A 22,990-nucleotide genomic window follows, 5' to 3' on the forward strand; every position below is an offset into this window, starting at 1 on the left:
AGCACTTGAACCGACGTTTGTCCGCCGCCGGTTCAGCGCTGCGATCACTGCTTGCCGTTCATCGAATCGAAAGCCTTGAGCAGGTCGTCCATGGCCGCCTTGCAGTCAGCCTGCTTCGGCGAGTTGGCGCGCAGGGCATCCAGCGCGCGGTCGATGGCCTTGTCCAGTACATGCCAGTCGGCAGCGGCACGCGGCTTGATGCCGGCTTCGGCAGAGTCCCAGGAGGTCTCCAGATCCTTGATCCGGGTCTTGGCGCCGAGCAGGTCGTTTTTCTCGACCCGCGCGCTGACGTCGGCGGCGATGTTGCGGAACTCGCTCAGGTCACCCAGCTTCGAGCCCGATTGCGGCGGCGCGCTCAAAGAGCTGGTCGGCGTGCCGGCAGCGGGCTTGTCGGCGGGTTTCGAGCAGCCGGCGAGGCTACCGAGCAGTACCAGAGACGAGATGATCGCGACGTGGCGAAAAGCCGTTTTGAAGGCGTGCATATTGATTCCTTGATGGGTATCCAAACGTTTATTGAGTGAGGGTTTTGCGATTGCCAAGGCTGATCTGCGCGACCGCCACCAACAGCACGATGACGCTGAGGAAGATCGCACTGGTCCAGGCGGCGCCCATGCCCAGGCCACCGTAGGTCTTGGCCTGAGTCAGCAAGTCACCGAGAGAGGCGCCGAACGGACGGGTGAGGATGTAGGCGATCCAGAAGGTCAGCACCACGTTGGCCCCCATCCGCCAGGCCAACAGCGTCGCCGCGATCAGCGCGCCGAATATCACTGCACCGACGGTGAAGCCCAACCCCAGCGCTTCGGTTGCCAGGTCCCCGGCGGCAGTGCCCAGGGCAAAGGTGCACAGCACCGTGGACCAGTAGAAAAGCTCGCGACGCGGCGTGTTGATTTCGCGGATCGACAGGTTGTCCTCCACCGTGAACCAGATCAGGAAATTCACGGCCAGCAACACCGAGAACACCGCGGTGCTGACGTACAGGCTGATGTCGAGCATGTCGGTCATGATGTCGGTGATCTGCGTGCCGACGATGCTCACCAGCACCACGGTTAACCAATAGATCCAGGGCGTATACGCGGTTTTACGCATTTGAAAGAACAGCGCGCACCCGAGTAATAGCGCCATGCCGATGCTGGTCCAGCCAGCGCCGAAACCGGCATCCACGGCGAGAAAGTCGGCGCCGGTTTCACCCACGGTCGTCGAGAGAATCTTGATCACCCAGAAGGCCAGTGTCACTTCGGGGACTTTGTTAAGCCATCCGGCTTTTGCGGGATTCATGTGTGGATCGCCTCTCCTGTCCAGCGCTGAACTTGCGCTGAGGGGAAGATACGAGCCAATACTTAGCTGAGACTGAGGGCGTACACGACGCGACCGATTCACCGGCCCGCCCTGCTCCCCGGAAATTTTCCGCCGTGCCCGGTTCGATCACCTAACCTCATAGATTGTGTGATCAACGAGAACCGGCCCCTCTCATGCGCAACACATTGAAGTTTTTGTTTTTTTTCGCGCTGCTCCTGCTCGCTCCGGGCAGTTCGGTGGTGTGGGCGGCGGATTTGCCGGCGCCCTCGGCGACCGCTGCGGCGCCGCTGGTGGAGGTCTCGCAAAGTGATCTGCAAGCCCTGCAACTGCGCCTCGATGGGCTGAAGCAGCAGATTTCCGCTGCCAACAACTACAACCAGCTCGAAGGTCCGCAAGATCGGGTGCAGACCTTTATTCTGGATGTCGATCGGTTGTCGGCATCGTTGTTGCCGCAGCAGGCGCAACTGGCGGTGCAACTGGGGGTGCTCGGCGCAGCGCCGGATACGCAGATTGCCGCCGAACAGGCGGAAATCGCCGCACAACGGGCAATGCTCAGCGAACAGAAAAACAAGGTCGATGCCACGCTCAAGAGCCTTGCCGCGCTCAAGCAGAGCGCAGCCGAGCTGATCACGCAAATCGCCGGCATCCGTCGCACGCTGCTTGAAAGCGAATTGACCCTACGCACCGACAGCATCCTGAGCCCGGACTTCTGGTCGCCCTTGGTGTCGCCAGAGCCGGATGACCGCCAGCGCCTGAAGTTTTTCATCACTCAGGTGAACCTCACCTGGGCCACGGTCTGGGCGCCCGGGCAACGCTTTTTCACCTGTGTGCTGGTGCTGCTGGCGCTGGCTTTCTGGACGGTCGGCCGCCGACTCGCCGAGCGCGGCCTGACCTGGCTGTGCATCCACCGCATGCCGGAGGGTCGTCTGCGCCGCAGCGCGCTGGCATTCGCCTCGGCGCTGGCGACCCTGGGCACCACGGCCATCGCTTTGCACCTGCTGTTTTACGCCTGCACCCGCCACGAACCGCTGACGCCGGTGCTGCAGACGTTTTCCGAGGAATTCGAAAAAGCCGTTTACGCCTGCGTCCTGATCACCGCGCTGAGCCGCGCGCTGCTGTCGACTCAGCATCCTTCATGGCGGCTGCCGGCGATAGCCGACTCGGTGGCGCTGGCGTTGCGGCCCTATCCACGGATTCTCGCCGCCACCCTGCTGGTGCTGGTGACGCTGGTGCAGGTCAGCAACGCCACCGGCATGAGCAGCCAGATCGTGATCGCCCAGCGTGGGGTGATCGCCATCGTGGTGATTGTGATTCTGGTGCCGCTGCTGTGGCGCGTCGGCAAAGTGCGCAAGGCGCTGATCAGCGCCAATGAACCGGAGGCCGGCAGCACGTTTGCCGGAGCGATCTACAGCATCGCCACCGTGTGCATGTGCATATCGGCGCTAGCCTTGCTCACCGGCTACGTGTCGCTGGCCCGCTTCGTCACCTATGAATTGGTCTGGGCCTATATCGTGTTGGCAGGTTTCTATTTGCTGATTCAAGTGGTCAAGGACGCCTGCGAATACCTGTTCTCGCCGCGCTACTCGGCCGGCAAGACCCTCAAGCAGACTCTGGGCATGGGCGACCGGCGGCTGGAGCAGATTTCGATTGTGCTGTCCGGTGCCAGCCGTGCCGGGCTGTTGCTGCTGGCGGTGATCACCCTGTTCGTCGGCGGCATCGGCACCACGTTCGGGCAACTGACCAGCAATGTCATGGGCATTCTCGGTGGCGCCGGGTTGCGCAAGCTGAACATCGTCCCGGCGCATCTGATCAATGCGGTGCTGGCGCTGCTGATCGGCATCTACCTGATCCGCGCCCTGCGCCGCTGGCTCGACAACGAATTCCTGCCCAAGACCGACATGGATCCGGGCATGTGCGCGTCGTTGAGCACGCTGTTTTCCAACATCGGTTATGCCACGGTCATCCTCCTGACGCTGTCGTCGCTGGGCGTGCGCTGGACCAATCTGGCGTGGATCGTCAGTGCGCTGTCGGTGGGGATCGGTTTCGGTCTGCAGGAGATCGTCAAGAACTTCGTCTCCGGGCTGATCCTGCTCACCGAACGGCCGGTCAAGGTCGGCGACCTGATCAGCATCAGTGGCGTCGAGGGCGATATCCGCCGGATCAACGTGCGCGCCACGGAAATCCAGCTCAGCGACCGCTCCATCGTGATCGTGCCCAACTCACAGCTGATCTCGCAGAACCTGCGCAACGTCACCCTCGGCGGCAGCGCCCAAGGGGTGGCGAGTCTGGAACTGATGTTCCCGCTGGACATCGACCCGGAACAGGTCAAGGAACTGCTGCTCAATACCTACCGGGAAAACGAAAACATTCTCGACAAACCGGCGTCGTACGTGCGCTTCAGCAAGCTGTCGCCCGATGGCATCACCTTGACGGTAACCGGCTACGTCGGTAGCCCGCGGATTGTCGGCGGGACCAAGAGTGATCTGCTGTTCGAGATACTCAAGCGGCTGGGGGATGCGGGGATTGCGCTGGCGAAACCCGCCGCCACGCCGTAGCGGACCACCCCCTGTGGAAGGTGACTTGCCAGCGACGGCGGTGGGTCAGTCTGAAGTGATGGCGGCTGACACGGCCCCATCGCTGGCAAGCCAGCCCCACAGGGGTTTGCGGTTAACGCAAATGTGCCGGCTGGCCTAAAGCATTGTAGGAGTGAGCCTGCTCGCGATGGCGGTGGTTCAGTCACAGCGGGGGTGACTGACACGCCCCCTTCGCGAGCAGGCTCACTCCTACAGGGTTCTGCGGTGGGCGCGGAGTTGGCGACTGGCCGAGATCATTGTGGGAGATACTCAAGCGGCTGGGGGATGCGGGGATTGCGCTGGCGAAACCCGCCGCCACGCCGTAGCGGACCACCCCCTGTGGAAGGTGACTTGCCAGCGACGGCGGTGGGTCAGTCTGAAGTGATGGCGGCTGACACGGCCCCATCGCTGGCAAGCCAGCTCCCACAGGGGTTTGCGGTTAACGCAAATGTGCCGGCTGGCCTAAAGCATTGTAGGAGTGAGCCTGCTCGCGATGGCGGTGGTTCAGTCACAGCGGGGGTGAATGACACGCCCCCTTCGCGAGCAGGCTCACTCCTACAGGGTTCTGCGGTGGGCGCGGAGTTGGCGACTGGCCGAGATCATTGTGGGAGCTCGCTTGCCAGCGATGGCGGTGGGTCAGTCAACGTGATGGTGGCGCGAAGAGCCTCAGGCCGGTGCCCAGCGCCGATGTAGCCATCGCGCCAACGCATCCAGCGCAAAGCCCAGCACACCGATCAGCAGCACCATCGCCATCAGTTCCGAATACGCCAGCCGATCGCGCGTATCGAGGATGAAGTAGCCCAACCCGGCGCTGACCCCGAGCATTTCGCACGGCACTAGCACAATCCACAGAATGCCGATCGACAGTCGCACCCCGGTCAGCACATGACCGAGCACGCCGGGCAGGATCACCTTGCGCAGGGTTTCCCAACGGGTAGCGCTAAGACTACGACTGAGTTGCAGCCAGCGCGGGTCGAGCTGGCGCACGCCGGCCACGGTATTGAGCAGGATCGGCCACACGGCGGCGAAGGTCAGCAGGAAGTAGATCGGCTGATCGCCAACGCCCATCAGCATCACCACCACCGGCATCCACGACAGCGGCGAAATCATTCGCAGAAACTGAAACGCCGGCGTAGTCGCCGCTTCCAGATGCCGGTAGCTGCCGATCATCAAGCCCAGTGGCACACCGATCAGCAGCGCCAGCAACAGGCCGACCACAATCCGTTTCAGGCTGACCAGCACATGCTCGTACAGGTCCGGGCGCAGCAGCAGTTCGCCGAGGCTGGCCAGGGTTGCCTCGGGGGAAAAGCGCAGCGCCAGGCTGTCGTTGCCGCCGAACACGTGTACACCCAGCCACCACAGCAGCAACAGGCACAACAGCCCCGCCACACCCAACAAACCATGAACGGTCGAAGAAGATCGCTGACGCATCAGAGGCTGAACTCCTCGCTGCGATCAAAGCTTTCCGGTAATCCGAATGCCTTCATCCCGCCGACTGTAGCAATGGCATTACGCACGAAGCGATCGTCTACCAGATCCCGGGCGGTTTGCTGCGGATCGAGGCTGGCGAGAAAACCCTTGTCGCCCTCGATCAGCGTGTCCTTCAGACGCTTGACCAGCTCTTCGGTGTAGCTGGGGAACGGATACGGCTGAAAGTCGATGCGCTGCTCGTCCCAATGGCTGTGCTGGATCGCGCCGCTGGCCAGATACTGCTCGCGGTCGCTAGTGGCCGGCGACAGCACCCGGTCGAGCACCGGTTGTGCGTGCGGCGTGTAGCGATTTTCGCCGTCCTTGGACAGCAGTTTCGCCGCCTCGGCGCGGTTGTCGCGGGTCCAGACCTGCGCCTTGACGATGGCATTCACCACTTTCTGCGACCACTCGGGACGGTTGTTCAGATCCTGCTCATGCATGAACACCACGCAGCAGGCGTGATTGCGCCAGACGTCGCCGGTAAAGCGCTGCACTCGGCCGACCTTGAGTTCCTCGGCCAGCGCATTGAACGGCTCGGCAACGATGTAGCCGGCGATGCGTTTGCTCGCCAGGGCCGGCGGCATGTCCGACGGCGGCAGCACCAGCAGATTGACTTCGTTCGGCGCCAGCGCGGCGCTCGCCGATTTGCTCACCGGCACCAGCCCGTGATCGCGAAACAGCTGCTGCACCACCACGTTATGAATCGAATACCAGAACGGAATCGCCACCGATTGCCCGCCCAGTTGCTTGACCTCGGTGATGCCCGGCGCCACGGTCAGGCCCGAGCCGCCGACGTGGTTCCACGCCACGACCTTGGCCGGCACCTTGCTGCCGTAACGCGCCCAAACGGTCATCGGCGACAACAGGTGAATCACGTTGACCTGCCCGGAAATGAACGCCTCGATCACCTGCGCCCAACTGCGCAGCAGCACCGGGCGCTCGGCCTGAATGCCTTCGGCTTCGAACAGGCCATTGTTATGCGCCACCAGCAACGGCGTGGCGTCGGTGATCGGCAGATAACCGATGCGCACTGGCGCGTTCGGCTCGGACGCGGCACGGGCGTTGAGGCTGTTGAGCAGCGGCAACGCGCCGCCGGCGGTCAGCAGCGCGCTGAGTTTGAGGAAGTCACGACGTGTGTGAGTGAAGTCGTCCAGGCACATGGTCAATCTCCGACGTAGCGGGCACAGGTTGAGTGAGGGGGTTGCGGCTCGCCCGCCGAAGGGTTTTGAGGATGTCGATGCGCAGCGCGCCCAGTTCCTCGACCAGCTCGGCACGCGGCTGAGGCAGGTCGATGCGCCACTCGCCGAGGATGTGCGCCGGGCTGTTACCCAGTAGCAGAATCCGCTCGGAAAGCAGCAGGGCTTCGTCGATGTCGTGGGTGATCAACACCGCTGCGGTGTGGTGCTCGGCAATCAGTTGCAGAAGCAACTGCTGCATGTCGGCGCGGGTGATTTCATCCAGCGCGCCGAACGGTTCATCGAGCAACAGCACCTGCGGCTGACGCGCCAGACAGCGGGCCAACGCGGTACGCTGGGCCATGCCGCCGGACAACTGCGCCGGGTGCTGCTGACGTGCATGTTCGAGGCCGACCGCAGCGATGGCGTGGTCGATCCGCGCCTTGCGCTGCTCGGCCGTCAGGTGCGGCTGGCGGGCGAAGTCGAGGCCGAAGGCGACGTTCTTTTCCAGGGTCAGCCACGGCAACAGGCTCGGGTCCTGAAACGCCACCGCCACCCGTGGATGCGCGCCGGTCAGTGGCTCGCCAAGCAGGCTCACCCGGCCCTGTTGCGGCGCCTGCAAACCGGCCAGCACCCGTAGCAGGCTGGACTTGCCGACACCGCTGGGGCCAAGAATGGTCACCACTTCACCGGGCTGCAATTGCAGGTCGAAGTGTTCCAGCACGGTGTGCCAGCCCTGCTCTCGCGGGTAGCCGAGGCTGATGCCCTGCGCTTCCAGCAACGCTGCGGTCATGCCGTCGCTTCCCGTTTCTGCCGCTGCAATTCGGCGCGCAGTTGCACCAGGCTCGGGGTGACGATCGGCACGAACGCCGACTCGCGCCAGCGCCGGGCGAAACCGCTGCCGTGCTCGGTCAGGTAGGCTTTGCCACCGCTGGATTGCAGTTCCAGTTGCACGGCGTTGGCGGCGGATTCGGCCAGCGCGATGCGGATCTGGAACAACGCGCCCGGCTGGGAGAGGAAGCGCCCGTCGTGCAGGCCTTGCTTGAGCGCGTCGACGGTCTGCGCCAGTTGCTCGCGCTGCTCCTGCAACGGCTCCAGCAGGATCGAACGACCGTCCTGCAAATGCCCTTCGACCTCGGCCAGCGCCCGTCGCGCCAGACCAATCGCCATGCCGCATTGCAAGCCGAGAAACGCCGGGCGCACTGCTGGCAGAAACTTGCGCGCGTCGTCATGCAGCAGCCATTCGCGTCCGACCGCCACTTGCGTGAAATCGATCGCAGCGGTGTTGCTCGATTGCAGCCCCATCAGTTGCAGATCGGCGGAACGTTTTACGCCGGCAGCGTCATCGGCGATCGCCAGCACGAACGGTGAACCGCCCTCCTCGTGCTCGATTGCAGCCGCGACCACAAAACCGCTTTTGCGCAGATTGGTCACCCAGTGCAGGCGCCCGTTCAAGGTCCAGCCATCGGCGGAGTTGGCGGCGCGCACTTGCAGTGCCTCGATGCCGGACAGGTACTTCATCGCGTTGGACAAACCGGTGGCCCCGGCCAGTTCGCCGCTGAGCAACGCCGGCAGCAGTTTTTCCCTCAGCGCAGCGTTGGGGCTGTGCAGCAGGTATTCGATAAAGGCCCGTTGGCCCCAGAACACAAACGCCGCCGCCAATGAATGGCTGGCGACGTTCGCCAGCACTTCCACCGCATCGCTGACGTGGCCACCGCTGCCGCCCAGTACCGGGCTGATACCGACCCGCAGCACCCCGGCCTGCGCCAGTTGCGTCAAAACCTGCTGCGGATCGCCGTCGCCCGCATCCAGTGCCTGAGCGTTGTGTTCCAGCCATTGAATCAATGCCGGATTGAGCATTTGGTATTTCTCCATTTACGCAGCAGCATCAACCATAGACGACGCTGCCGGAACCGCCGACCGATTACGCGCGATACGCTGCCAGCTCAGGGTTGAGCGGCGTGTCGGCAAACACGTTGGCGAAGTTGCACAGGGTCGCCAGGCTGATGCCGAGGATCACTTCCAGGGCATTGCCTTCGGTGTAGCCGGCGGCCTTGAACTGGTTGAAGGTCTGATCGCTGACCTTGCCCCGGGTAGCAATCACCTCGCGGGCAAACGCGGCCAGGGTTTCCAGTTTTTCCACGGGCACAGTGGCTTTCTCACGCAGCGCACTGACCACTTCCGGTGGCAGTTTGGCCTTATTCAGCGCCACGGCGGTATGACCTGCGACACAGAAATCGCAACCATGGTTGGTCGCGGCAATCAGTTGCACCACTTCGCGCTCGGCCAGGCTGAGTTCGGACTTGCCATTGAGCGCCGATACCGTAACGTAGGTTTCCAGCGCGGCCGGGGCATTGGCCAGCACGGCCAACAGGTTCGGAATGAATCCGGAGTTTTTCTGCGCATTTTCCAGGAACGGTCTGGCGGCTTCGGGAGCGCTTTGCACGGTGTGTAGAGTGACGCGCGACATGGAGTGGACTCCTGCTGTTGAGTGTCCGGCCAGTCTGTTGGTTATAAAAATTTCGATCCATATTCTAAAGTAGCGATTACTTGCTCCTGAGTGTTTCCATTAGATGATTTCGTCCAGCCCACTGGTTGATTGGTTATTAGAAAGCCTCGAACTTGATGCCAGCCTGTTTCACGTCGGGCGCTATTGCGGTGGCTGGCATGCAAGTACGCACGGACTTGCGCGCGCCAGTTTTCACTTGATCGTGCAGGGCCGCTGCTGGCTGCACATTGACGGGCAGGAGCAGTCGATAGCGTTGAACGCCGGAGATGCGGTGTTTCTGCTGCGCGATCTGAACTACCGCCTCTCCAGCGCCGAAGAGCCGGCCCTCGCCCAGACGCTGCCGCGCAGGGCCATGACCGCGCTCGACAGTCAGGCGCAGGACGGTGTCGGGCTGGTTTGCGGGTTCTTTCATTTCAAGTCGGGATTGTCATCGCTGATCATCGAAGGCTTGCCGGACTGGATCATCCTGCGCGCAGGTGATCCGTCTTCGAGCGCGGCGCGAGCCTTGTTCGAGTTGATCCTGCAAGAGTGCGAACGCCTGCCGGCGCCGTCCTCGGCGCTGCTCGAGCGCTTGAGTCATCTGCTGTTCCTGTACGTGTTGCGCCAACAGATGGCCGACAACCAGAGCCTCGGCGGCCTCGTAGCACTGGCGCGCAATCCGCAGTTCGCGCCGCTGCTGGACCAGTTGATCGAACAGCCGCAATTGCCGTGGTCGCTGGAGAGCATGGCGGCGAGTATCGGCCTGTCGCGCTCGGCGTTTTTCAAACGCTTCAACGAACTGGCCGGGCAATCGCCGGGGCAAGTGCTGCTGGCGTTGCGCATTCGGCATGCCTGCCAATTGCTACGGGCCAATCACACGGTGGAACAGGTGTGCGCGGCGGTGGGCTATCAGTCGATCGCCGCGTTTACCCGGGCGTTCGCCAAGTCGGTGGGGGTGCAACCGGGGGCTTATCGCAAGCAGCATGAGGGGCGCTGAGCGACGCGTTAATATGCCGTCGCTGCTGGAAAGCACCGAGAGAAACTGTGGGAGCGAGCTTGCTCGCGAAAGCGCCGGCACAGGCAAAATCTCCAGCGACTGATACACCGCTATCGCGGGCAAGCCCGCTCCCACAGTGAATGGTGTCGATCAGCGGATCTGTGTACTCCGCAAAAACCTGTGGGAGCTGGCTTGCCAGCGATGGTGTTGGTGCATCCAGCATCTTTATTGACTGAACCGGCGCTTTCGCGGGCAAGCCCGGCTCCCACAGGGGAGATGTGTGGATCACGGGATTTGTGCACGCCATGAGACCTGTGGGAGCCGGGCTTGCCCGCGAAGGCGGCGGTACGTTTGGCATCCTGGCTTGGTTCGTTCCTTATTCCACTAATCAACCACAAAACCATTTTTTAATCTTTTATCGCTATTAACCTCGCCCTCTATAATTGCCCCCTTGTACTCAACTCATAAAAAGGGATGCTCCATGCAAAGACGCCTGTTACTGGCAGCGCTATTCGTCGCTGTCGCCGGTTGTGCCAGCCCGCCGCCTGCCGCCGTTCACACCCATGACCCCGCCAGTTCGACACTGCAAGGCGATGCCACGCGTCCGGCGCAGGCGCAGTGGATTCGTACTGAGTTGTACTTCTCGGTAGGGACGGTAGACGGCAAGGAAGGTGCGGTCAGCCCCGCTCGCTGGCGCGAGTTTCTCGACAAGGAAGTGACGTCGCGGTTTCCCGACGGTTTCACCGTGTTCGATGCCTATGGGCAGTGGCGTGATCATGGGGCGAAGGAGCCGGAGCGGCTGAGCACCAAGGTGATTGTGATCCTGCACGAGAACAATCCGCAGAACGCCGGCAACATCGAGGCAATTCGACTGGCGTACAAACGCATTACCGGGGATCTGTCGGTGCTGCGTCTGTCGCAACCGGCCGACGTTTCGTTTTAATCGCTGATCTGCCCCAGAGCTTGCCGAGGCGTCGACGCCACGCGGCTCAATCCCGCCAACAGCAGCGCACCGACCAGCAACACGCCAATCCCCAGAAACGCGCCCCACCCCACCACCGTCACGCTCGAATAGAGCATGTACAGGCACAGGCCAAAAAACAGCAGCGGCACCAGCGGATACAACGGCACCCGGACCGGCCTCGGCACATCGGGAAAACGCCGCCGCAGAATGATCAACGCCAGGCTGCTGAAGCTCAGAAACAGCCAGTACACCGGGGTCAGGTACTCGACCATGGTGTTGAAGCCGCTCTGGGTAAAACTGCCGAACAACACCAGCAACAACGCCACCGCGCCCTCGGCCAGCAACGCCTTGTGCGGCACGCCATCCTCCTCGTGCCACTCGCCGAAGCGACGCAACTGCGGCACATCGCGGGCCGCGGCGTAGGTGGTGCGGGCGCCGACCAGCAAGGTCGAGTTGATGGTGGCGATGGCCGCGATGCCGACCATCAGCAGGATCAACAGCACACCCGGTGCGCCGAATGCACGGTTCAACAATTCCACTGCCGGTGCGTTGCTCGCCGCCAGCCCGGCGAAACCCAGACCGCGCACAAACGCCCAGTTCAGTGCCAGATAGATCGCCATCAGCAGCGTCAGCGCGCCGAGCATGGCGATAAAAATTCCGCGTCGTCCATCGCGCACTTCCGCCGACAATGTGGCCGCATCACTCCAGCCGCCGAACGCCAGAAACACAAAAATCATCGCCGCCGAAAACCCGGCCATACCGGTGTTTTCCGGCGCAACCGAAACGCTCGCTGGTGCTGCTTCAACCCCCTGCCACACCAGCCACACCCCGGCGCTGGCGATGCTCAGAAAGCCCAGCGCCAACAAGCCGACCAACAAGGTCTGGGTGATGAAACCGATGTGCTTGCCGCTGAGATTGAGCAGCACCAGCGCGGCGATCACCCCGCCGGCAAACAGCCCCGATCCGTACCGACCGAGCGGCAGCACGGCATTGACGTAATCGGCAAACATGAACGCCGACAAGGCGATCCAGCCGGTGTGCATCACCGAAAAACGCGACCAGGCGAACAGGAACCCCATGCGTTCGCCATAGGCCGTGCGCAGAAAGTGATAGTCGCCGCCCGGATGTGGAAATGCCGTGGCCATTTCGGCAAAGCACAACGCCCCGGCCATCGACGCCAGGCCGCCGAGCACCCAGACCCAATAGAAATATTCCGGCCCGACGTTCAGCGCCACGGTCGGCGCGGTCTTGAGGATGTCGGTGGTGATCACCATGCCCAGCGTGATCAGCAACGCCTGCAACACCGGCAGATGGCGCTTGGGGCCGTTCGAATGATTCATGCAGAGTCCCGCAGAAGGTCCGCCATCCATGGCGGCTCGGCTCAGAAGCCGTAGGTGGCGCTGGCGTAGTAGTACGCGCCGTTGGTGCCAATTGGCGACAGCACGTCATACGGCAGGTTGCCGCCGTAGTTGATCGCCGAGCCGGAGCGTTCCGGGTAATTGTCGGTGAGGTTGTTGCCGCCCAGGGCGACGCTGAATTTCGGGGTGAATTTGTAGGTCACCTCGGCGTCCAGTTGCCACACCGCGCCATAGGTCTGCTCCGGTTGCGAGTCACCGAAGTCGAACACTCGGGTGGTCTCGCCCTGACGGGTCAGACGCCCGAGCAGGCCCCAGTGTTCGCTGGCCCAATTGGCGCTGAACACGAAGCGATCCTTGGGCGCGGCGTCGGTCAGGGTATTGGTTTCTTCAACGCCGACCAATGCATCGTTGCCGATTCCCAGTGCGGTGAGTTGCGACGGCGTGCCTTTGGTGCTGGTGACTTTGGTGTGGTTGTAGGTGTACGCGGTGGTCAGGCCCAGTTGCCCTTCGTACAGCGGCTGATGGTAGTTGAGCACCAGCTCGGCACCGTGGGTGCTGGTGTCGGCGGCGTTGGTGAAGAAGTTGACGTCATGCACCCCGGCCACGCCGAAGTTGTCGTTGATGTATTGCTCCATGGCGTCGCTGCCGATGCGCTGCGACAGGGTGATACGGTCCTTGACGTCGATGCGGAACACGTCAAGGGAAGCATCGAAGCGCTCGTTGAGCTGGAAGGTCAGGCCGAGGCTGAAGTTTTTCGAAGTCTCCGGATCGAGCTTCTCGGCCCCCAGCGCACGGGCGATCGGGTCGTTGACTGAAAGCACACGGATGTCGGTCAGGGTGCCGCCTTCACCGAAGTTGCTGGTGGTGTTCTGGAAACCGCTCTGCGCCAGCGACGGCGCGCGGAAGTTGTTCGACACCGCGCCGCGCAACGCCCACTGCTCGGTCAGTTTGTAGCGACCGCTGAGCTTGCCGGTGAGTTTGCTGCCGGCATCGTCGTAATGTTCCCAGCGCGTGGCGGCGTCGACGAAAAAGCGCTCGGTGAGATCGCCCGACAACTCGGCGTAGGTAGCAAACACGTTGCGGTCCAGGTCCGACTCTTCGCTGGGGCGCAGGCCGTTGGCACCATCAGCGCCGGAGCCAATGTAAGAGGCCTCGTCACCGGCGTAGGTCAGGTAGTTTTCGTAGCGATATTCACCGCCGAGCGCCAGCACGAACGAGCGTCCGCCGAGGCGCAGTTCGCGGCTGAAATCGAGGTTGGTGGTGGTCTGGCGCAGCTCGTAATCGCCGGTATCGAATTTGGTCGGCGAGTCCTCGCCAAGGCTGACGTTAAGGGTACGGCGGGTGGAGCCGTCGAAGCGGTTACGGCCATGGGTGACGCTGCTGTCAAAGTCCCAGTCTTCGCCGATCATGCCCTTGAAACCGGCGGTGGCGGAGATGTCCTTGTTGTCGCCCAGCGATTGCGGCAGGTAACCATTGGGGTAGAACTGCGGCTGCTCGTAGGGGTAGCGATAGAACTCGGCGCCGGTGGTGTGGCGCTGGTTGTAGGTGCCGAAGCTGTAGGCCTTGCCACCGGCCAGCGGCAGTTCGCTGTTGAACCACAGGTTGACGTCCCGCGCCAGGCCGTCGCCCATCACGTAATTGCGCTGGTCGGGGGTATCGGCAAAGCCATCGAAACCGGCGCGGTTGGTCGGGTTGCGATTTTTGTACTCGGTGCCGCCACGAATGAACCCGCCCTCTTCGCCCAGGCGCGTGCCGATCTTGGCGGTGGTCACGCTGTTCTGGCCGTCGGTGGTGGTTTTGCCGATGGCGTCCTGATGAGTGTGGAACGCACCGTAACTGGTGGACACTTCACCGCCCTCAGGGGCGTCGTCGAGGATGATGTTGATCACCCCGGCAATCGCATCGGAACCGTACTGCGCCCCGGCACCGTCGCGCAGCACTTCGATGCGTTTGATCGCGCTGATGGGGATCGAGTTGAAGTCCACCGGCGCCGTGCCGCGACCGATTTTCGACGAGTCGTTGACCACCGCTGAAGTGTGGCGGCGCTTGCCGTTGACCAGCACCAACACCTGATCCGGACTCATGCCGCGCAGCTGTGCGGCGCGCACGTGGTCGGCGCCACCGGAGTTGGACTGACGCGGCATACTGAACGATGGCAGCAACGTCTGCAGCGCCTGGCCCAGTTCACCGTCAGCCGCGCCGGTGGACTTGAGATCGGCGGCGGTCAACACGTCAACCGGCACCGGAGAATCCAGCACCGTGCGAGCAGTGCCACGGGTGCCGGTGACCAGCACGGTGCCCAGCCGTGTGTCATCGTCAACACGTGCTGAAGTGTCTTCGGCCTGCGCCGGAAGTTGCCAGATCGCACCGACCACCGCGATGGCCAGTAATGAACGGGAACGCTGATACATGTGACAGCTCCTTTATCGCAGCTAATACCCGGCCGTTGCCGACAATAAGGGGTCGGCAATCAATGCACGGCAATGTCTGCTGTAGTTTTAGAAAGCAGGAAGGTGGTGAAGGCTGGTTAAACGTATTGAGTTGGTTAAGCGCAGAATCCCCAAAGTTAGTTATTTCCCCTTGAACACCGATGCTAGACGGGCCGAAGGCCTGCCGTAAAAGAACCAATAACACTTAGGTTAGATCAGGCTGATTAAATGTATTTAGTCCAACACAAGTGTTGCTGGACAAACAGTTGATGCAACTAACAAACAACGATTACAACTGCAAAAAAGATCCCTGTGGGAGCTGGCTTGCCAGCGATAGCGGTGTGTCATTCAACAGAAACAGTGACTGAATGGACGTCATCGCTGGCAAGCCAGCTCCCACAGGGTGGTTGTATTAGTCGAATTCCTTTTCCAGCCAGGCATCCTCGGCAATGTCCAGGGCCTGCGCACTGAAGCGTTGCTCCGTAAACGGATCGGCGTGCAGGTGAAAGCCGTTGCGTTCCCAGAAACCGGGTTGTTCTTCGTCGACAAACTCCAGGCCGCGCAGCCATTTGGCGCTCTTCCAGAAGTAGCGCCCCGCGACCACCAGTCGCAGCGGCCAGCCGTGCTGGGCGGTCAAAGGGACGCCGGCGTAATGGGTGGCCAGCAGGCTGTCCGGGTGCAGCAGGTCGTCGAGTGACAGGTTGGTCTGGTAGTCGTGATCGGCGTGGGCCATGACGAAACGCGAAGCGGGCTGAATGTCGAAGACGCTCAGCAGATCCTGCAGATGCACCCCGCTCCACTGCGTGTCGAACTTCGACCAGCGTGTCACGCAATGAATGTCACATTGCAACTCGCGCTGCGGCAACCTTTGCAGGTCGGCAAAACTCAACTCGACGACACGCCCGACCTTGCCGAACAGGCGCAGTGACCAGGTTGCCAACTCATACTCCGGCACCGTGCCTTCGTGGAGAATCGGGAACCGCTCGGTCAACACCTGCCCCGGCGGCAAACGTTGACCGAGCGCCGGATCAGCCTTAGGTGCGCGGCTGTTGCGCAAACGCATGGCTTTGTTGTGCATGTTCACTCCCAAGCGCGTCAGGATGCCTGCCGCGCATACAGCGCATCACCCGGTGAGAACCGCTGCATTCAATTCGCCACAGGAATCCACTTAGCCCGCGCCACATTGGCGGTATCGCCGAACGCCGGCAGCTTCTGCGCCAGGTCGCGGACGTTTTTCACGTCCAGATCGAGCAACTGCTGACGCGTGATCAAAGTCGGTGGCACCAGCACCTGATGCCCCGGATTTTCGCCGGCAATCAACATCGCCAGACTGCGCACGCTGATCGCCCCCGCCACTTGCGGATTGACCGCAGCGGTCGCCGCCCAGGCGCTGTCCGGTTCTTTCATGATCTGGATGTCGGCGGTGGAAATATCGGCGCTGTAGATCTTCACCTTGCGCCCCAGCCCCGCCTCGTCGACGGCGATCTTCGCGCCTTTGGCGAACTCGTCGAACGGCGCGAAGATCACGCTGATATCCGGATTGGCCCGCAACACCGCGCTGGCCTGATCCGCCACCGAGTTGGCAATCGGCGGATTGAGCGTGCCGAAACGCGCCTTTTCGATGATGCCCGGATTGGCCTTTTTCACCTGACTCCAGATCTCGTCGCGGCGCTCCATCGGCGTGAAGCCGCTGATGTACACGTAACCGGCATCGAACCGCGTGCCGTTGTCCTTCACCGCCTGATCCAGCGCCAGTCGCGCCAGTGCATGGTGATCCTGTTCGACCTGAGTCACCTGCGGACTGTTCAGATCAACGTCGAACGCCACCACCTTGATGCCTTTGGCGATCGCCCGGTCAATCGGTCCCTTGAGGGTTTCCGCCAGGCCCAGTTGCACGATGATCCCGTCGACCCCAAGGTCGATCGCCTGGTCAATCATCTCGCCCTGACTCGCCGCCTGCTGCCGCGCATCGAACACCCGCAGATTGGCCCCCAGCGCCTCGGTCTGCTTCTCCACGCCGCGCAGATACGCCTCGGGAAAGTCCCCGGAAAACAGATAACCGACCAGCGCGATCTGCACCTGACCTTTATCGAACGGCGCCGGAGCACCCGGCAATGCCTTGGCCTGAGCGCTCAAAGCCAACGCCGAGAGCACCGCGCCGGCGAGGCAATGGCGTGCGAACTGCTTGATTGAACCGTGCATACATCTTCCTTGCAGCGACAAATGAACCGGCTCAGCGCGCCCGATGCGCGAGGCCGAAGGTGAACATCAGGGCCAGCACCAGCACCAGTCCCTTGACGAAATCCTGCGCGTAGTACGGCGCGTTGAGCATGGTCAGGCCATTGAGCAGCGACGCCACCAGCAGTGCGCCGACCAATGTGCCGAAGGCATTGGGCTTCTTCGCCCCGAGCACGGCAAAACCGATCAGCGCCGCGCCGAGGGCATCCAGCACCAGACCATTGCCGGAGCTGACATCACCCCGGCCCAGGCGCGCCGCCAACAGCAAACCGCCGAGCGAGGCGAGCAATGCCGATAGCACATACGCGAGCAGCTTGAAACGCTGCACTGGCGCGCCTGCCAATCGCGCCGCCTGCTCGTTGCCGCCAATCGCATAAAACAATCGGCCGATGCGCGTGCGCTCGAGAAACAGCCACACCGTCAGCGCCACCAACGCAGTGATCAACACCGGAACCGGCACCACCTCCCACAAACGTCCGCGGCCGATGGCGAGAAACGCCGCGCTGAACGTGCCCTCGGTTTCCACGCCACTGGGCAAGGTCATGCCCACCGCAATCGAGCGCCCACCCGTGGGAATCAGTTGCACGCCGATCACCAGAAACATGCTGCCCAGCGTCGCGAGAATGTCCGGCACCCGCAGCTTGACGATCAGCCAGCCATTGAGCAGCCCGACCAGTGCGCCACCGGCCAGACTGATCAGCACCGCCGGCACCGCGCCCCAGCCGAGCACCACCATCACGTAACTGGCGATCATCAGGCTCATCGCTGCCACCGCACCGATCGACAGATCAAGCCCGCCGACGGCCATGGTCAGGGTCACACCGAGGGCCAGCAGCGCAACAATCGACACCGACTGCAAGATGCTGAACAGATTGCCGATGCGCAAAAACGCCGGCTCCGCGACACTGAAAAACACCACGATCAGCGCCAGCAGCCACAACAGGCCGTAGCGGATCAGCGCTTGCAGCAGGCGCTCGGCGGGTGCCGTAGCGGACGACAACAATGAACTCGAATCAGGCACTCGCTCTGCTCCTTGGCGTGGAGTGAAAGGGATTTTCGCTAGCGTCGCTGCCGGCCAGCGCGGCGACCAGGGTCGCGCGTTCAAGGCCGGCGCGCGGGTATTCGGCGATTACCGCGTGATCACGCACCAACAAAATGCGGTCGGCGATTTCCAGGGCTTCATCGACATCGGCGCAGATCACCAGGGTCGCGCGGCCGCCGGCACTGTCGCGCAACAACTGGCCGATCTCGCGACGGGCGCGCACGTCGACGCCCTGAAACGGCTCGTCGAGGATCAGCACCCGCCCGTCCCCGAGCAGCCAGCGGCCGAGCACAACTTTCTGTTGATTGCCGCCGGACAGCGCGCTCATCGGCACCTCGATGCCGGCGGTCTTGATCCCCAGCGCCGCGACTTGCGCCTCGACCGCTGCGGCTTCGGCGCGGTTACGAATGAACCCGGCACGGGTGAAGCGCTGCAGAAACGGCAGCGTCAGGGTGCGGCGCAGGGAGAAATCCGGCACCAGCGACTGACTGGCGCGATCCTCCGCCGCGAGAAACACACCGCTGCGGATCGCCGCCCTTGGCGAACCCGGCAGCCAGTCCACGCCGTCCAGTTGCAGACTGCCGGCCACGGCTTTGCGCAAGCCGAACAACACTTCGGCGATCTCGCTTTTGCCAGCGCCGAGCAGCCCGGTCAGCACCACCACTTCGCCTTGGTGCAGGTCGAAATCGAAACGCCTGGAGCGTGGCAAAATCTGCAAACCGCGCACACCAAGCACTTTTCGGCCCACGGTGCCGGTCGTGTAGACATGCCCGTCCAGCGCCTGCCCGAGCATGGCGTGCACCGCTTCCGGCAACTGCCGTGCGCTGAACTCTCCGGCCAGTCGCCCGTCGCGCAGGACAATGGCGCGATCCGCCACCCGTTGCAGATCGGACAAGCGATGGGAGATGTACAGAATCGCCACGCCGCGGCTGCGCAGGGTGTCGATCAGGCCGAACAGCCGTTGCGCCTCGGCGTCCGACAACGCGGCGGTCGGCTCATCGAGAATCAGCAGACGCGGCTGCAAGGCAAAGGCCCGCGCCAGCACCACCAACTGCCGTTCGGCCTGGCCGAGGTCTTCGATCGGCTGCTCCAGCGGCAACACCAGCCCCAGCCCGGCGGCGATACTCGCGGCGCGCTCCAACAGACGTTGGCGATTGAGCCAGAAGTCCGCGTCGGGCCTGCACAACTCATCGAGCAGCAGGTTTTCCGCCACGCTCAAACCGGGGGCGATGCCCTCGTTGATCTGCTGATGCACCGCGACAATCCCGACCCGACGGGCCGACAGCGGCGAGCTGAATTGCCGGGGCTGCCCATCAACGTAAATCTCCCCGGCATCAGCACGCTGGCTGCCGGCCAGAATTTTCACCAGCGTCGATTTGCCGGCACCGTTGGCACCGAGCAACGCCACCACTTCGGCGGGATGAATCTGCAGGCTGACGCGATCCAGCGCATGGTTCGAACCGAAGCGCTTGCTCAGTTCACGCACCTGAATCAGCGGCGCGCGGGCCACGGCCACACTCATAAAATTCCTTAACGTCGATGGGACAGCGAACGCACCAGCCGGTCGCCCAGGCTCTGCACGCCCTGCACCAGAATGACCAGCACCACCACGGTGGCGACCATCACTTCATTGTTGAAACGCTGATAGCCGTAACGGATCGCCAGATCGCCAAGGCCGCCACCGCCAATCACCCCGGCCATGGAAGAAAAACCGATCAGCATCACCAGCGTCAGAGTGATCCCCGCCAGCAACGCGGGCAGCGCTTCGGGCAGCAGCACTTTGAAAATCACATGACGGATATCGCCGCCCATGGCGAGGATCGCTTCGATCCGGCCCTTGTCGACTTCATCCAGGGCGTTCTCGACGATCCGCGCGAAAAACGGAAATGCGCCGATGGTGATCGGCACCACCGCAGCGGTGCTGCCCAGCGTCGTACCGACCAACAGACGGGTCAGCGGAATCAGCGCAATCAGCATCACCACAAACGGCAGCGAACGCCCCAGATTGACCAGCGAACCCAGCGCGGCATTGAGCCGTGGCAGCGGCCACAGTCCATCGCGCCGACTGACAAACAGCAACACCCCGAGCGGCAAACCGATCAGCAGCGTGAACAGCCCCGCGAGCAAGACCATGTACAGGGTCTCGCCGGTGGCGTTGAACAGCAGTTGCAGGATTTCATCCCAATTGATCGTGCGGTTCATGACTGGGCCGCCCGCACGCCGTATTGCTTGAGGAAGCTGAGCCCGGGGATGTCGTGGCCCAGCGGCAGACCGCAGGTCGGACGCAACGAAGTGCCGAGACTCGATTGCGCATCGGCGAGCAAACGCGGAACGGGGCCGGCCTCCACCACACGCCCGTCAGCCATCAGTGCCGCGTGATCACAGATCGACTTCACCACGTCCAGTTCATGGGTGATCAGCACAATGGTCACACCCAGTTGCCGGTTGATATCGCGCAGCAGGTCGAGAATCGACGCGGTGGTTTCCGGGTCCAGTGCGCTAGTGGCTTCGTCCGACAGCAGATACGCAGGCTCCGCTGCCAGTGCGCGGGCAATCCCCACCCGCTGCTTTTGCCCACCGGACAACTGCGAGGGAAAGGCTTGCGCCTTGTCGGTCAAACCGACCAGTTCCAGCAGCTCGCGCACCCGCACATGGCGCCACGGTTTGCCGACGTTGGCGATCTCCAGCGGCACGGCGATGTTGTCGAACACGGTGCGCGAATGCAGCAGATTGAAGCCCTGGAAAATCATGCCGATGCGCTGCCGCTGGCGACGCAGGTCGCTGGGCGACAGGGTCAGCAGGTCCACGCCGTCGATGAGAATTTTCCCGCTGTCCGGGCGTTCGAGCAGATTGAGACAGCGCAACAGGGTCGACTTGCCTGCGCCGCTGCGCCCGAGGATGCCGTAGATCGCGCCGTCGGGAATACTCAGCGATACCTGATCCAGTGCCGGCGCCGGCGCCGACGGGTAGGTCTTGCTCAACTGCTCGACGACGATCATGGCTTGCCATCCTCCACCGGAATCACCGACCCCTTGAAGTTATCGGTGATGTATTTCGCCACTTGCGGCGAGGTCAGGTCCTTGGCCAGTTGCGCAATGCGCGGATCGTTCTGCAGCTTCGGCGTGGTCACCAGAATGTTGGCGTACGGATTGTGCTCGGCCTTCTCTAGCCCCAGCGCATCCTGGGCCGGCACCAGTCCGGCTTCCAGTGCGTAGTTGCCGTTGATCACTGCGAGATCGACATCGTCCAGCGCCCGAGGGATTTGTGGCGATTCGATTTCGAGGATCTTCAGCTGTTTCGGGTTCTCGGCGATGTCCTTGGGCGTGGCCTGATCGGCCGCCGGATCCTTGAAACCGGGCTTGAGTTTGATCAACCCGTTGTCCTGCAACAGGTACAGCGCACGGCTCAGGTTGGTGACGTTGTTGGGCACGGCGACGGAGCCTTTTTCCGGCACCTCGGCGAAGTTTTTGTGTCGGCGCGAATAGATGCCCAGCGGCTCGATATGCACCGTGGCGGCCACCGCGAGTTTCTGCCCCAGCGCTTGTTCCTGGGATTTCAGATACGGCAGATGCTGGAAGTAATTGGCATCGACATCGCCATGCACCAACAGCTCGTTGGAGTTCACGCCGTTGGGAATCTCGATGACCTTGAGCTTGAGTTGCGGATCGATTGTCTGGATGTACGCGAGAATCTGCGCATGTGGCACCGGGTCGGCCGCCACGCGCAACGGCTCCAGTGCCTGCGCGCCGAACGAAGTCACCAGCGCGCCGAGCACGGCCAGGGTCAAACCTGCTTTCTTCAACATGTGCGGAGTCCTTGAGCGAGTGATAAATCAGGCGTTGGCGGTTTTACGAGCCGGTGCGGCGGGCATCAGCGCATCGGCATAAAAGCGTCGGGCGACGTCGGGGTGCGAACGCAACCGACCTTTGAGGTAGTTCCAGCCGACATCGCGAAACAACGGATTGAGCGGATCACTCGCCGGGCCACGCGCTTCGCGCAGCAGCGCGGTGGGCAACGGATACAGCGGCACCACGGCATCGAGTTGCGCGCCGAGGAAGAAGGCGATGGACAAGCGTTCGCTGCCTGCGGGCGGCGACACCACCCGATGCACCGTGGCGCGCAGATAACCGTTGCTGGCCAGCTCCAGCAGTTCGCCGATGTTCACCACCAGCGTGTTGTCGCGAGGTAGCGCATCGATCCAGCGCCCCTCCTCGACCTCCACTTGCAACCCGGCCTGCTGGTCTTGCAGGAGAAAGCTGAGGAACCCGGAATCCTTGTGCGCGCCAACGCCCTGCTGGCTCGCGCTGGCGGCCTGGCCCGGATAGCGCATCAACTTGATGTGTTCGTTGGGCTGGTCGCCGTACAACTGATCGAACGCGTCCGCCCGCAGCGACAGCGCCTGGGCAAAGGCACGCAGCAGACGCAACGCCATACGCGTCATCGCCTGTTGCCATTCGAGCAGCAGCGGTTTCAGTTCTGGCAGCGCCGCCGGCCATTGGTTAGGCCCCTGCAACCGAGCCCACAACGGGCTGTCCGCGTCCAGCGGCAACGCTTCGCGCTCGGCGCCGAGATCGAACTGCTCGCGCCAGTCGGGTTCACCACGGGTGATCTCGGAAGCAGCACGGTTGTACCCGCGAAAGTGCGGCGAATTGATCATGCCGACGGCGGTCTTTTCCTGCTCGGACAAGGCAAAGAACTGCCGGGCGTGATCCTGCACCTGCTTGAGCAGGTGGCTGTCGATGCCATGGCCGGTGAGATAGAAAAAGCCGACGTCACGCGCGGCGTGACGCAGGTTTTCAAGAAATTCATAACGCTGTTGCGCGGTGCCTTCGAACAACGAAAGGTCCAGCGTCGGCAACGCTGTGATATCGAGGGTATGCGGCATGATTCACTCCCGTGTGAATCAAACCTGAAGAGCCTTTGATCGATTCAGCGTGTGCCGTCATGGCAATCGGGGGTC

At 62.6% G+C, this 22,990-nt stretch carries 20 protein-coding genes; 3 read left to right on the forward strand and 17 right to left on the reverse strand.

Annotated features, from left to right (window positions below):
- Window positions 1–44: 44 nt before the first annotated feature.
- On the reverse strand, window positions 45–482 hold the full coding sequence (locus ACU680_RS25620) for a hypothetical protein (RefSeq protein ID WP_007966353.1): 438 nt from the start codon (window positions 480–482) through the stop codon (window positions 45–47).
- A gap of 28 nt (window positions 483–510) precedes the next feature.
- Entirely contained in the window at window positions 511–1,275 is a 765-nt protein-coding gene (locus ACU680_RS25625; protein ID WP_123587859.1) for a COG4705 family protein, read from the reverse strand.
- Window positions 1,276–1,469: 194 nt separating this feature from the next.
- On the opposite strand from ACU680_RS25625, the gene ACU680_RS25630 reads away from it, so the two are divergent.
- The gene (locus tag ACU680_RS25630) at window positions 1,470–3,851 is read left to right on the forward strand and encodes a DUF3772 domain-containing protein (RefSeq protein ID WP_448180872.1); all 2,382 of its coding nucleotides are present in this window, start codon (window positions 1,470–1,472) and stop codon (window positions 3,849–3,851) included.
- Between the two features lie 684 nt (window positions 3,852–4,535).
- Here ACU680_RS25630 and ACU680_RS25635 read toward each other — a convergent pair.
- The 5 genes from ACU680_RS25635 to ACU680_RS25655 all read right to left on the reverse strand — a co-directional run bounded on the left by ACU680_RS25635 (window position 4,536) and on the right by ACU680_RS25655 (window position 8,984).
- Complete coding sequence (locus tag ACU680_RS25635) at window positions 4,536–5,300, reverse strand: ABC transporter permease (RefSeq protein WP_448180873.1); 765 nt, start codon at window positions 5,298–5,300, stop codon at window positions 4,536–4,538.
- A complete protein-coding gene (locus ACU680_RS25640) occupies window positions 5,300–6,499 on the reverse strand; it encodes an ABC transporter substrate-binding protein (protein ID WP_448180874.1) in 1,200 nt (399 codons plus the stop codon). The genes ACU680_RS25635 and ACU680_RS25640 overlap by 1 nt, the downstream gene beginning before the upstream one ends.
- Entirely contained in the window at window positions 6,465–7,307 is an 843-nt protein-coding gene (locus ACU680_RS25645; RefSeq protein ID WP_448180875.1) for an ABC transporter ATP-binding protein, read from the reverse strand. Before ACU680_RS25645 ends, ACU680_RS25640 begins: the two co-directional genes overlap by 35 nt.
- Window positions 7,304–8,374 (reverse strand): acyl-CoA dehydrogenase family protein, encoded by a 1,071-nt coding sequence (locus ACU680_RS25650; RefSeq protein ID WP_448180876.1) that lies wholly within the window; start codon window positions 8,372–8,374, stop codon window positions 7,304–7,306. The genes ACU680_RS25645 and ACU680_RS25650 overlap by 4 nt, the downstream gene beginning before the upstream one ends.
- Before the next feature lie 64 nt (window positions 8,375–8,438).
- Window positions 8,439–8,984, reverse strand: coding sequence for a carboxymuconolactone decarboxylase family protein (locus tag ACU680_RS25655; RefSeq protein WP_007966370.1), 546 nt, complete (start codon window positions 8,982–8,984; stop codon window positions 8,439–8,441).
- A 103-nt stretch (window positions 8,985–9,087) separates the two neighbouring features.
- Between ACU680_RS25655 and ACU680_RS25660 the strand changes: the two genes are divergently transcribed.
- Both ACU680_RS25660 and ACU680_RS25665 read left to right on the forward strand, forming a co-directional pair.
- Window positions 9,088–9,999 carry an AraC family transcriptional regulator gene (locus ACU680_RS25660; protein WP_367084755.1) on the forward strand — a complete coding sequence of 304 codons (912 nt, stop codon included), beginning with the start codon at window positions 9,088–9,090 and terminating at the stop codon, window positions 9,997–9,999.
- A 481-nt stretch (window positions 10,000–10,480) separates the two neighbouring features.
- A complete protein-coding gene (locus tag ACU680_RS25665) occupies window positions 10,481–10,942 on the forward strand; it encodes a DUF3574 domain-containing protein (RefSeq protein ID WP_448180877.1) in 462 nt (153 codons plus the stop codon).
- Here ACU680_RS25665 and ACU680_RS25670 read toward each other — a convergent pair.
- The 10 genes from ACU680_RS25670 to ACU680_RS25715 form a co-directional block, all read right to left on the reverse strand.
- Window positions 10,939–12,303, reverse strand: coding sequence for an APC family permease (locus tag ACU680_RS25670; protein WP_448180878.1), 1,365 nt, complete (start codon window positions 12,301–12,303; stop codon window positions 10,939–10,941). The genes ACU680_RS25665 and ACU680_RS25670 overlap by 4 nt on opposite strands.
- A gap of 41 nt (window positions 12,304–12,344) precedes the next feature.
- Window positions 12,345–14,732 (reverse strand): TonB-dependent receptor plug domain-containing protein, encoded by a 2,388-nt coding sequence (locus ACU680_RS25675; RefSeq protein ID WP_448180879.1) that lies wholly within the window; start codon window positions 14,730–14,732, stop codon window positions 12,345–12,347.
- 430 nt (window positions 14,733–15,162) lie between these two features.
- Window positions 15,163–15,828 (reverse strand): sulfite oxidase-like oxidoreductase, encoded by a 666-nt coding sequence (locus tag ACU680_RS25680; protein ID WP_448180880.1) that lies wholly within the window; start codon window positions 15,826–15,828, stop codon window positions 15,163–15,165.
- A gap of 68 nt (window positions 15,829–15,896) precedes the next feature.
- Entirely contained in the window at window positions 15,897–16,952 is a 1,056-nt protein-coding gene (locus tag ACU680_RS25685; protein WP_448180881.1) for a substrate-binding domain-containing protein, read from the reverse strand.
- A gap of 31 nt (window positions 16,953–16,983) precedes the next feature.
- On the reverse strand, window positions 16,984–18,009 hold the full coding sequence (locus ACU680_RS25690; RefSeq protein ID WP_448180882.1) for an ABC transporter permease: 1,026 nt from the start codon (window positions 18,007–18,009) through the stop codon (window positions 16,984–16,986).
- Window positions 18,002–19,552, reverse strand: coding sequence for a sugar ABC transporter ATP-binding protein (locus ACU680_RS25695; RefSeq protein ID WP_448180883.1), 1,551 nt, complete (start codon window positions 19,550–19,552; stop codon window positions 18,002–18,004). Before ACU680_RS25695 ends, ACU680_RS25690 begins: the two co-directional genes overlap by 8 nt.
- Before the next feature lie 8 nt (window positions 19,553–19,560).
- Window positions 19,561–20,232 (reverse strand): methionine ABC transporter permease, encoded by a 672-nt coding sequence (locus ACU680_RS25700; RefSeq protein ID WP_448180884.1) that lies wholly within the window; start codon window positions 20,230–20,232, stop codon window positions 19,561–19,563.
- The gene (locus ACU680_RS25705; protein WP_448180885.1) at window positions 20,229–21,029 is read right to left on the reverse strand and encodes a methionine ABC transporter ATP-binding protein; all 801 of its coding nucleotides are present in this window, start codon (window positions 21,027–21,029) and stop codon (window positions 20,229–20,231) included. Before ACU680_RS25705 ends, ACU680_RS25700 begins: the two co-directional genes overlap by 4 nt.
- Window positions 21,026–21,835 carry a MetQ/NlpA family ABC transporter substrate-binding protein gene (locus tag ACU680_RS25710; RefSeq protein WP_448180886.1) on the reverse strand — a complete coding sequence of 270 codons (810 nt, stop codon included), beginning with the start codon at window positions 21,833–21,835 and terminating at the stop codon, window positions 21,026–21,028. Before ACU680_RS25710 ends, ACU680_RS25705 begins: the two co-directional genes overlap by 4 nt.
- 27 nt (window positions 21,836–21,862) lie before the next feature.
- The gene (locus ACU680_RS25715) at window positions 21,863–22,915 is read right to left on the reverse strand and encodes an isopenicillin N synthase family dioxygenase (protein ID WP_448180887.1); all 1,053 of its coding nucleotides are present in this window, start codon (window positions 22,913–22,915) and stop codon (window positions 21,863–21,865) included.
- Window positions 22,916–22,990 lie beyond the last annotated feature (75 nt).

The sequence above is a fragment of the Pseudomonas sp. LF020 genome, assembly GCF_053456425.1.

Coding starts and splice junctions, on each gene's coding strand:
- ACU680_RS25620 (WP_007966353.1), bottom strand. CDS start 482: ATGCACGCCTTCAAAACGGCTTTTCGCCACGTCGCGATCATCTCGTCT.
- ACU680_RS25625 (WP_123587859.1), bottom strand. CDS start 1,275: ATGAATCCCGCAAAAGCCGGATGGCTTAACAAAGTCCCCGAAGTGACA.
- ACU680_RS25630 (WP_448180872.1), top strand. CDS start 1,470: ATGCGCAACACATTGAAGTTTTTGTTTTTTTTCGCGCTGCTCCTGCTC.
- ACU680_RS25635 (WP_448180873.1), bottom strand. CDS start 5,300: ATGCGTCAGCGATCTTCTTCGACCGTTCATGGTTTGTTGGGTGTGGCG.
- ACU680_RS25640 (WP_448180874.1), bottom strand. CDS start 6,499: ATGTGCCTGGACGACTTCACTCACACACGTCGTGACTTCCTCAAACTC.
- ACU680_RS25645 (WP_448180875.1), bottom strand. CDS start 7,307: ATGACCGCAGCGTTGCTGGAAGCGCAGGGCATCAGCCTCGGCTACCCG.
- ACU680_RS25650 (WP_448180876.1), bottom strand. CDS start 8,374: ATGCTCAATCCGGCATTGATTCAATGGCTGGAACACAACGCTCAGGCA.
- ACU680_RS25655 (WP_007966370.1), bottom strand. CDS start 8,984: ATGTCGCGCGTCACTCTACACACCGTGCAAAGCGCTCCCGAAGCCGCC.
- ACU680_RS25660 (WP_367084755.1), top strand. CDS start 9,088: ATGATTTCGTCCAGCCCACTGGTTGATTGGTTATTAGAAAGCCTCGAA.
- ACU680_RS25665 (WP_448180877.1), top strand. CDS start 10,481: ATGCAAAGACGCCTGTTACTGGCAGCGCTATTCGTCGCTGTCGCCGGT.
- ACU680_RS25670 (WP_448180878.1), bottom strand. CDS start 12,303: ATGAATCATTCGAACGGCCCCAAGCGCCATCTGCCGGTGTTGCAGGCG.
- ACU680_RS25675 (WP_448180879.1), bottom strand. CDS start 14,732: ATGTATCAGCGTTCCCGTTCATTACTGGCCATCGCGGTGGTCGGTGCG.
- ACU680_RS25680 (WP_448180880.1), bottom strand. CDS start 15,828: ATGCACAACAAAGCCATGCGTTTGCGCAACAGCCGCGCACCTAAGGCT.
- ACU680_RS25685 (WP_448180881.1), bottom strand. CDS start 16,952: ATGCACGGTTCAATCAAGCAGTTCGCACGCCATTGCCTCGCCGGCGCG.
- ACU680_RS25695 (WP_448180883.1), bottom strand. CDS start 19,552: ATGAGTGTGGCCGTGGCCCGCGCGCCGCTGATTCAGGTGCGTGAACTG.
- ACU680_RS25700 (WP_448180884.1), bottom strand. CDS start 20,232: ATGAACCGCACGATCAATTGGGATGAAATCCTGCAACTGCTGTTCAAC.
- ACU680_RS25705 (WP_448180885.1), bottom strand. CDS start 21,029: ATGATCGTCGTCGAGCAGTTGAGCAAGACCTACCCGTCGGCGCCGGCG.
- ACU680_RS25710 (WP_448180886.1), bottom strand. CDS start 21,835: ATGTTGAAGAAAGCAGGTTTGACCCTGGCCGTGCTCGGCGCGCTGGTG.
- ACU680_RS25715 (WP_448180887.1), bottom strand. CDS start 22,915: ATGCCGCATACCCTCGATATCACAGCGTTGCCGACGCTGGACCTTTCG.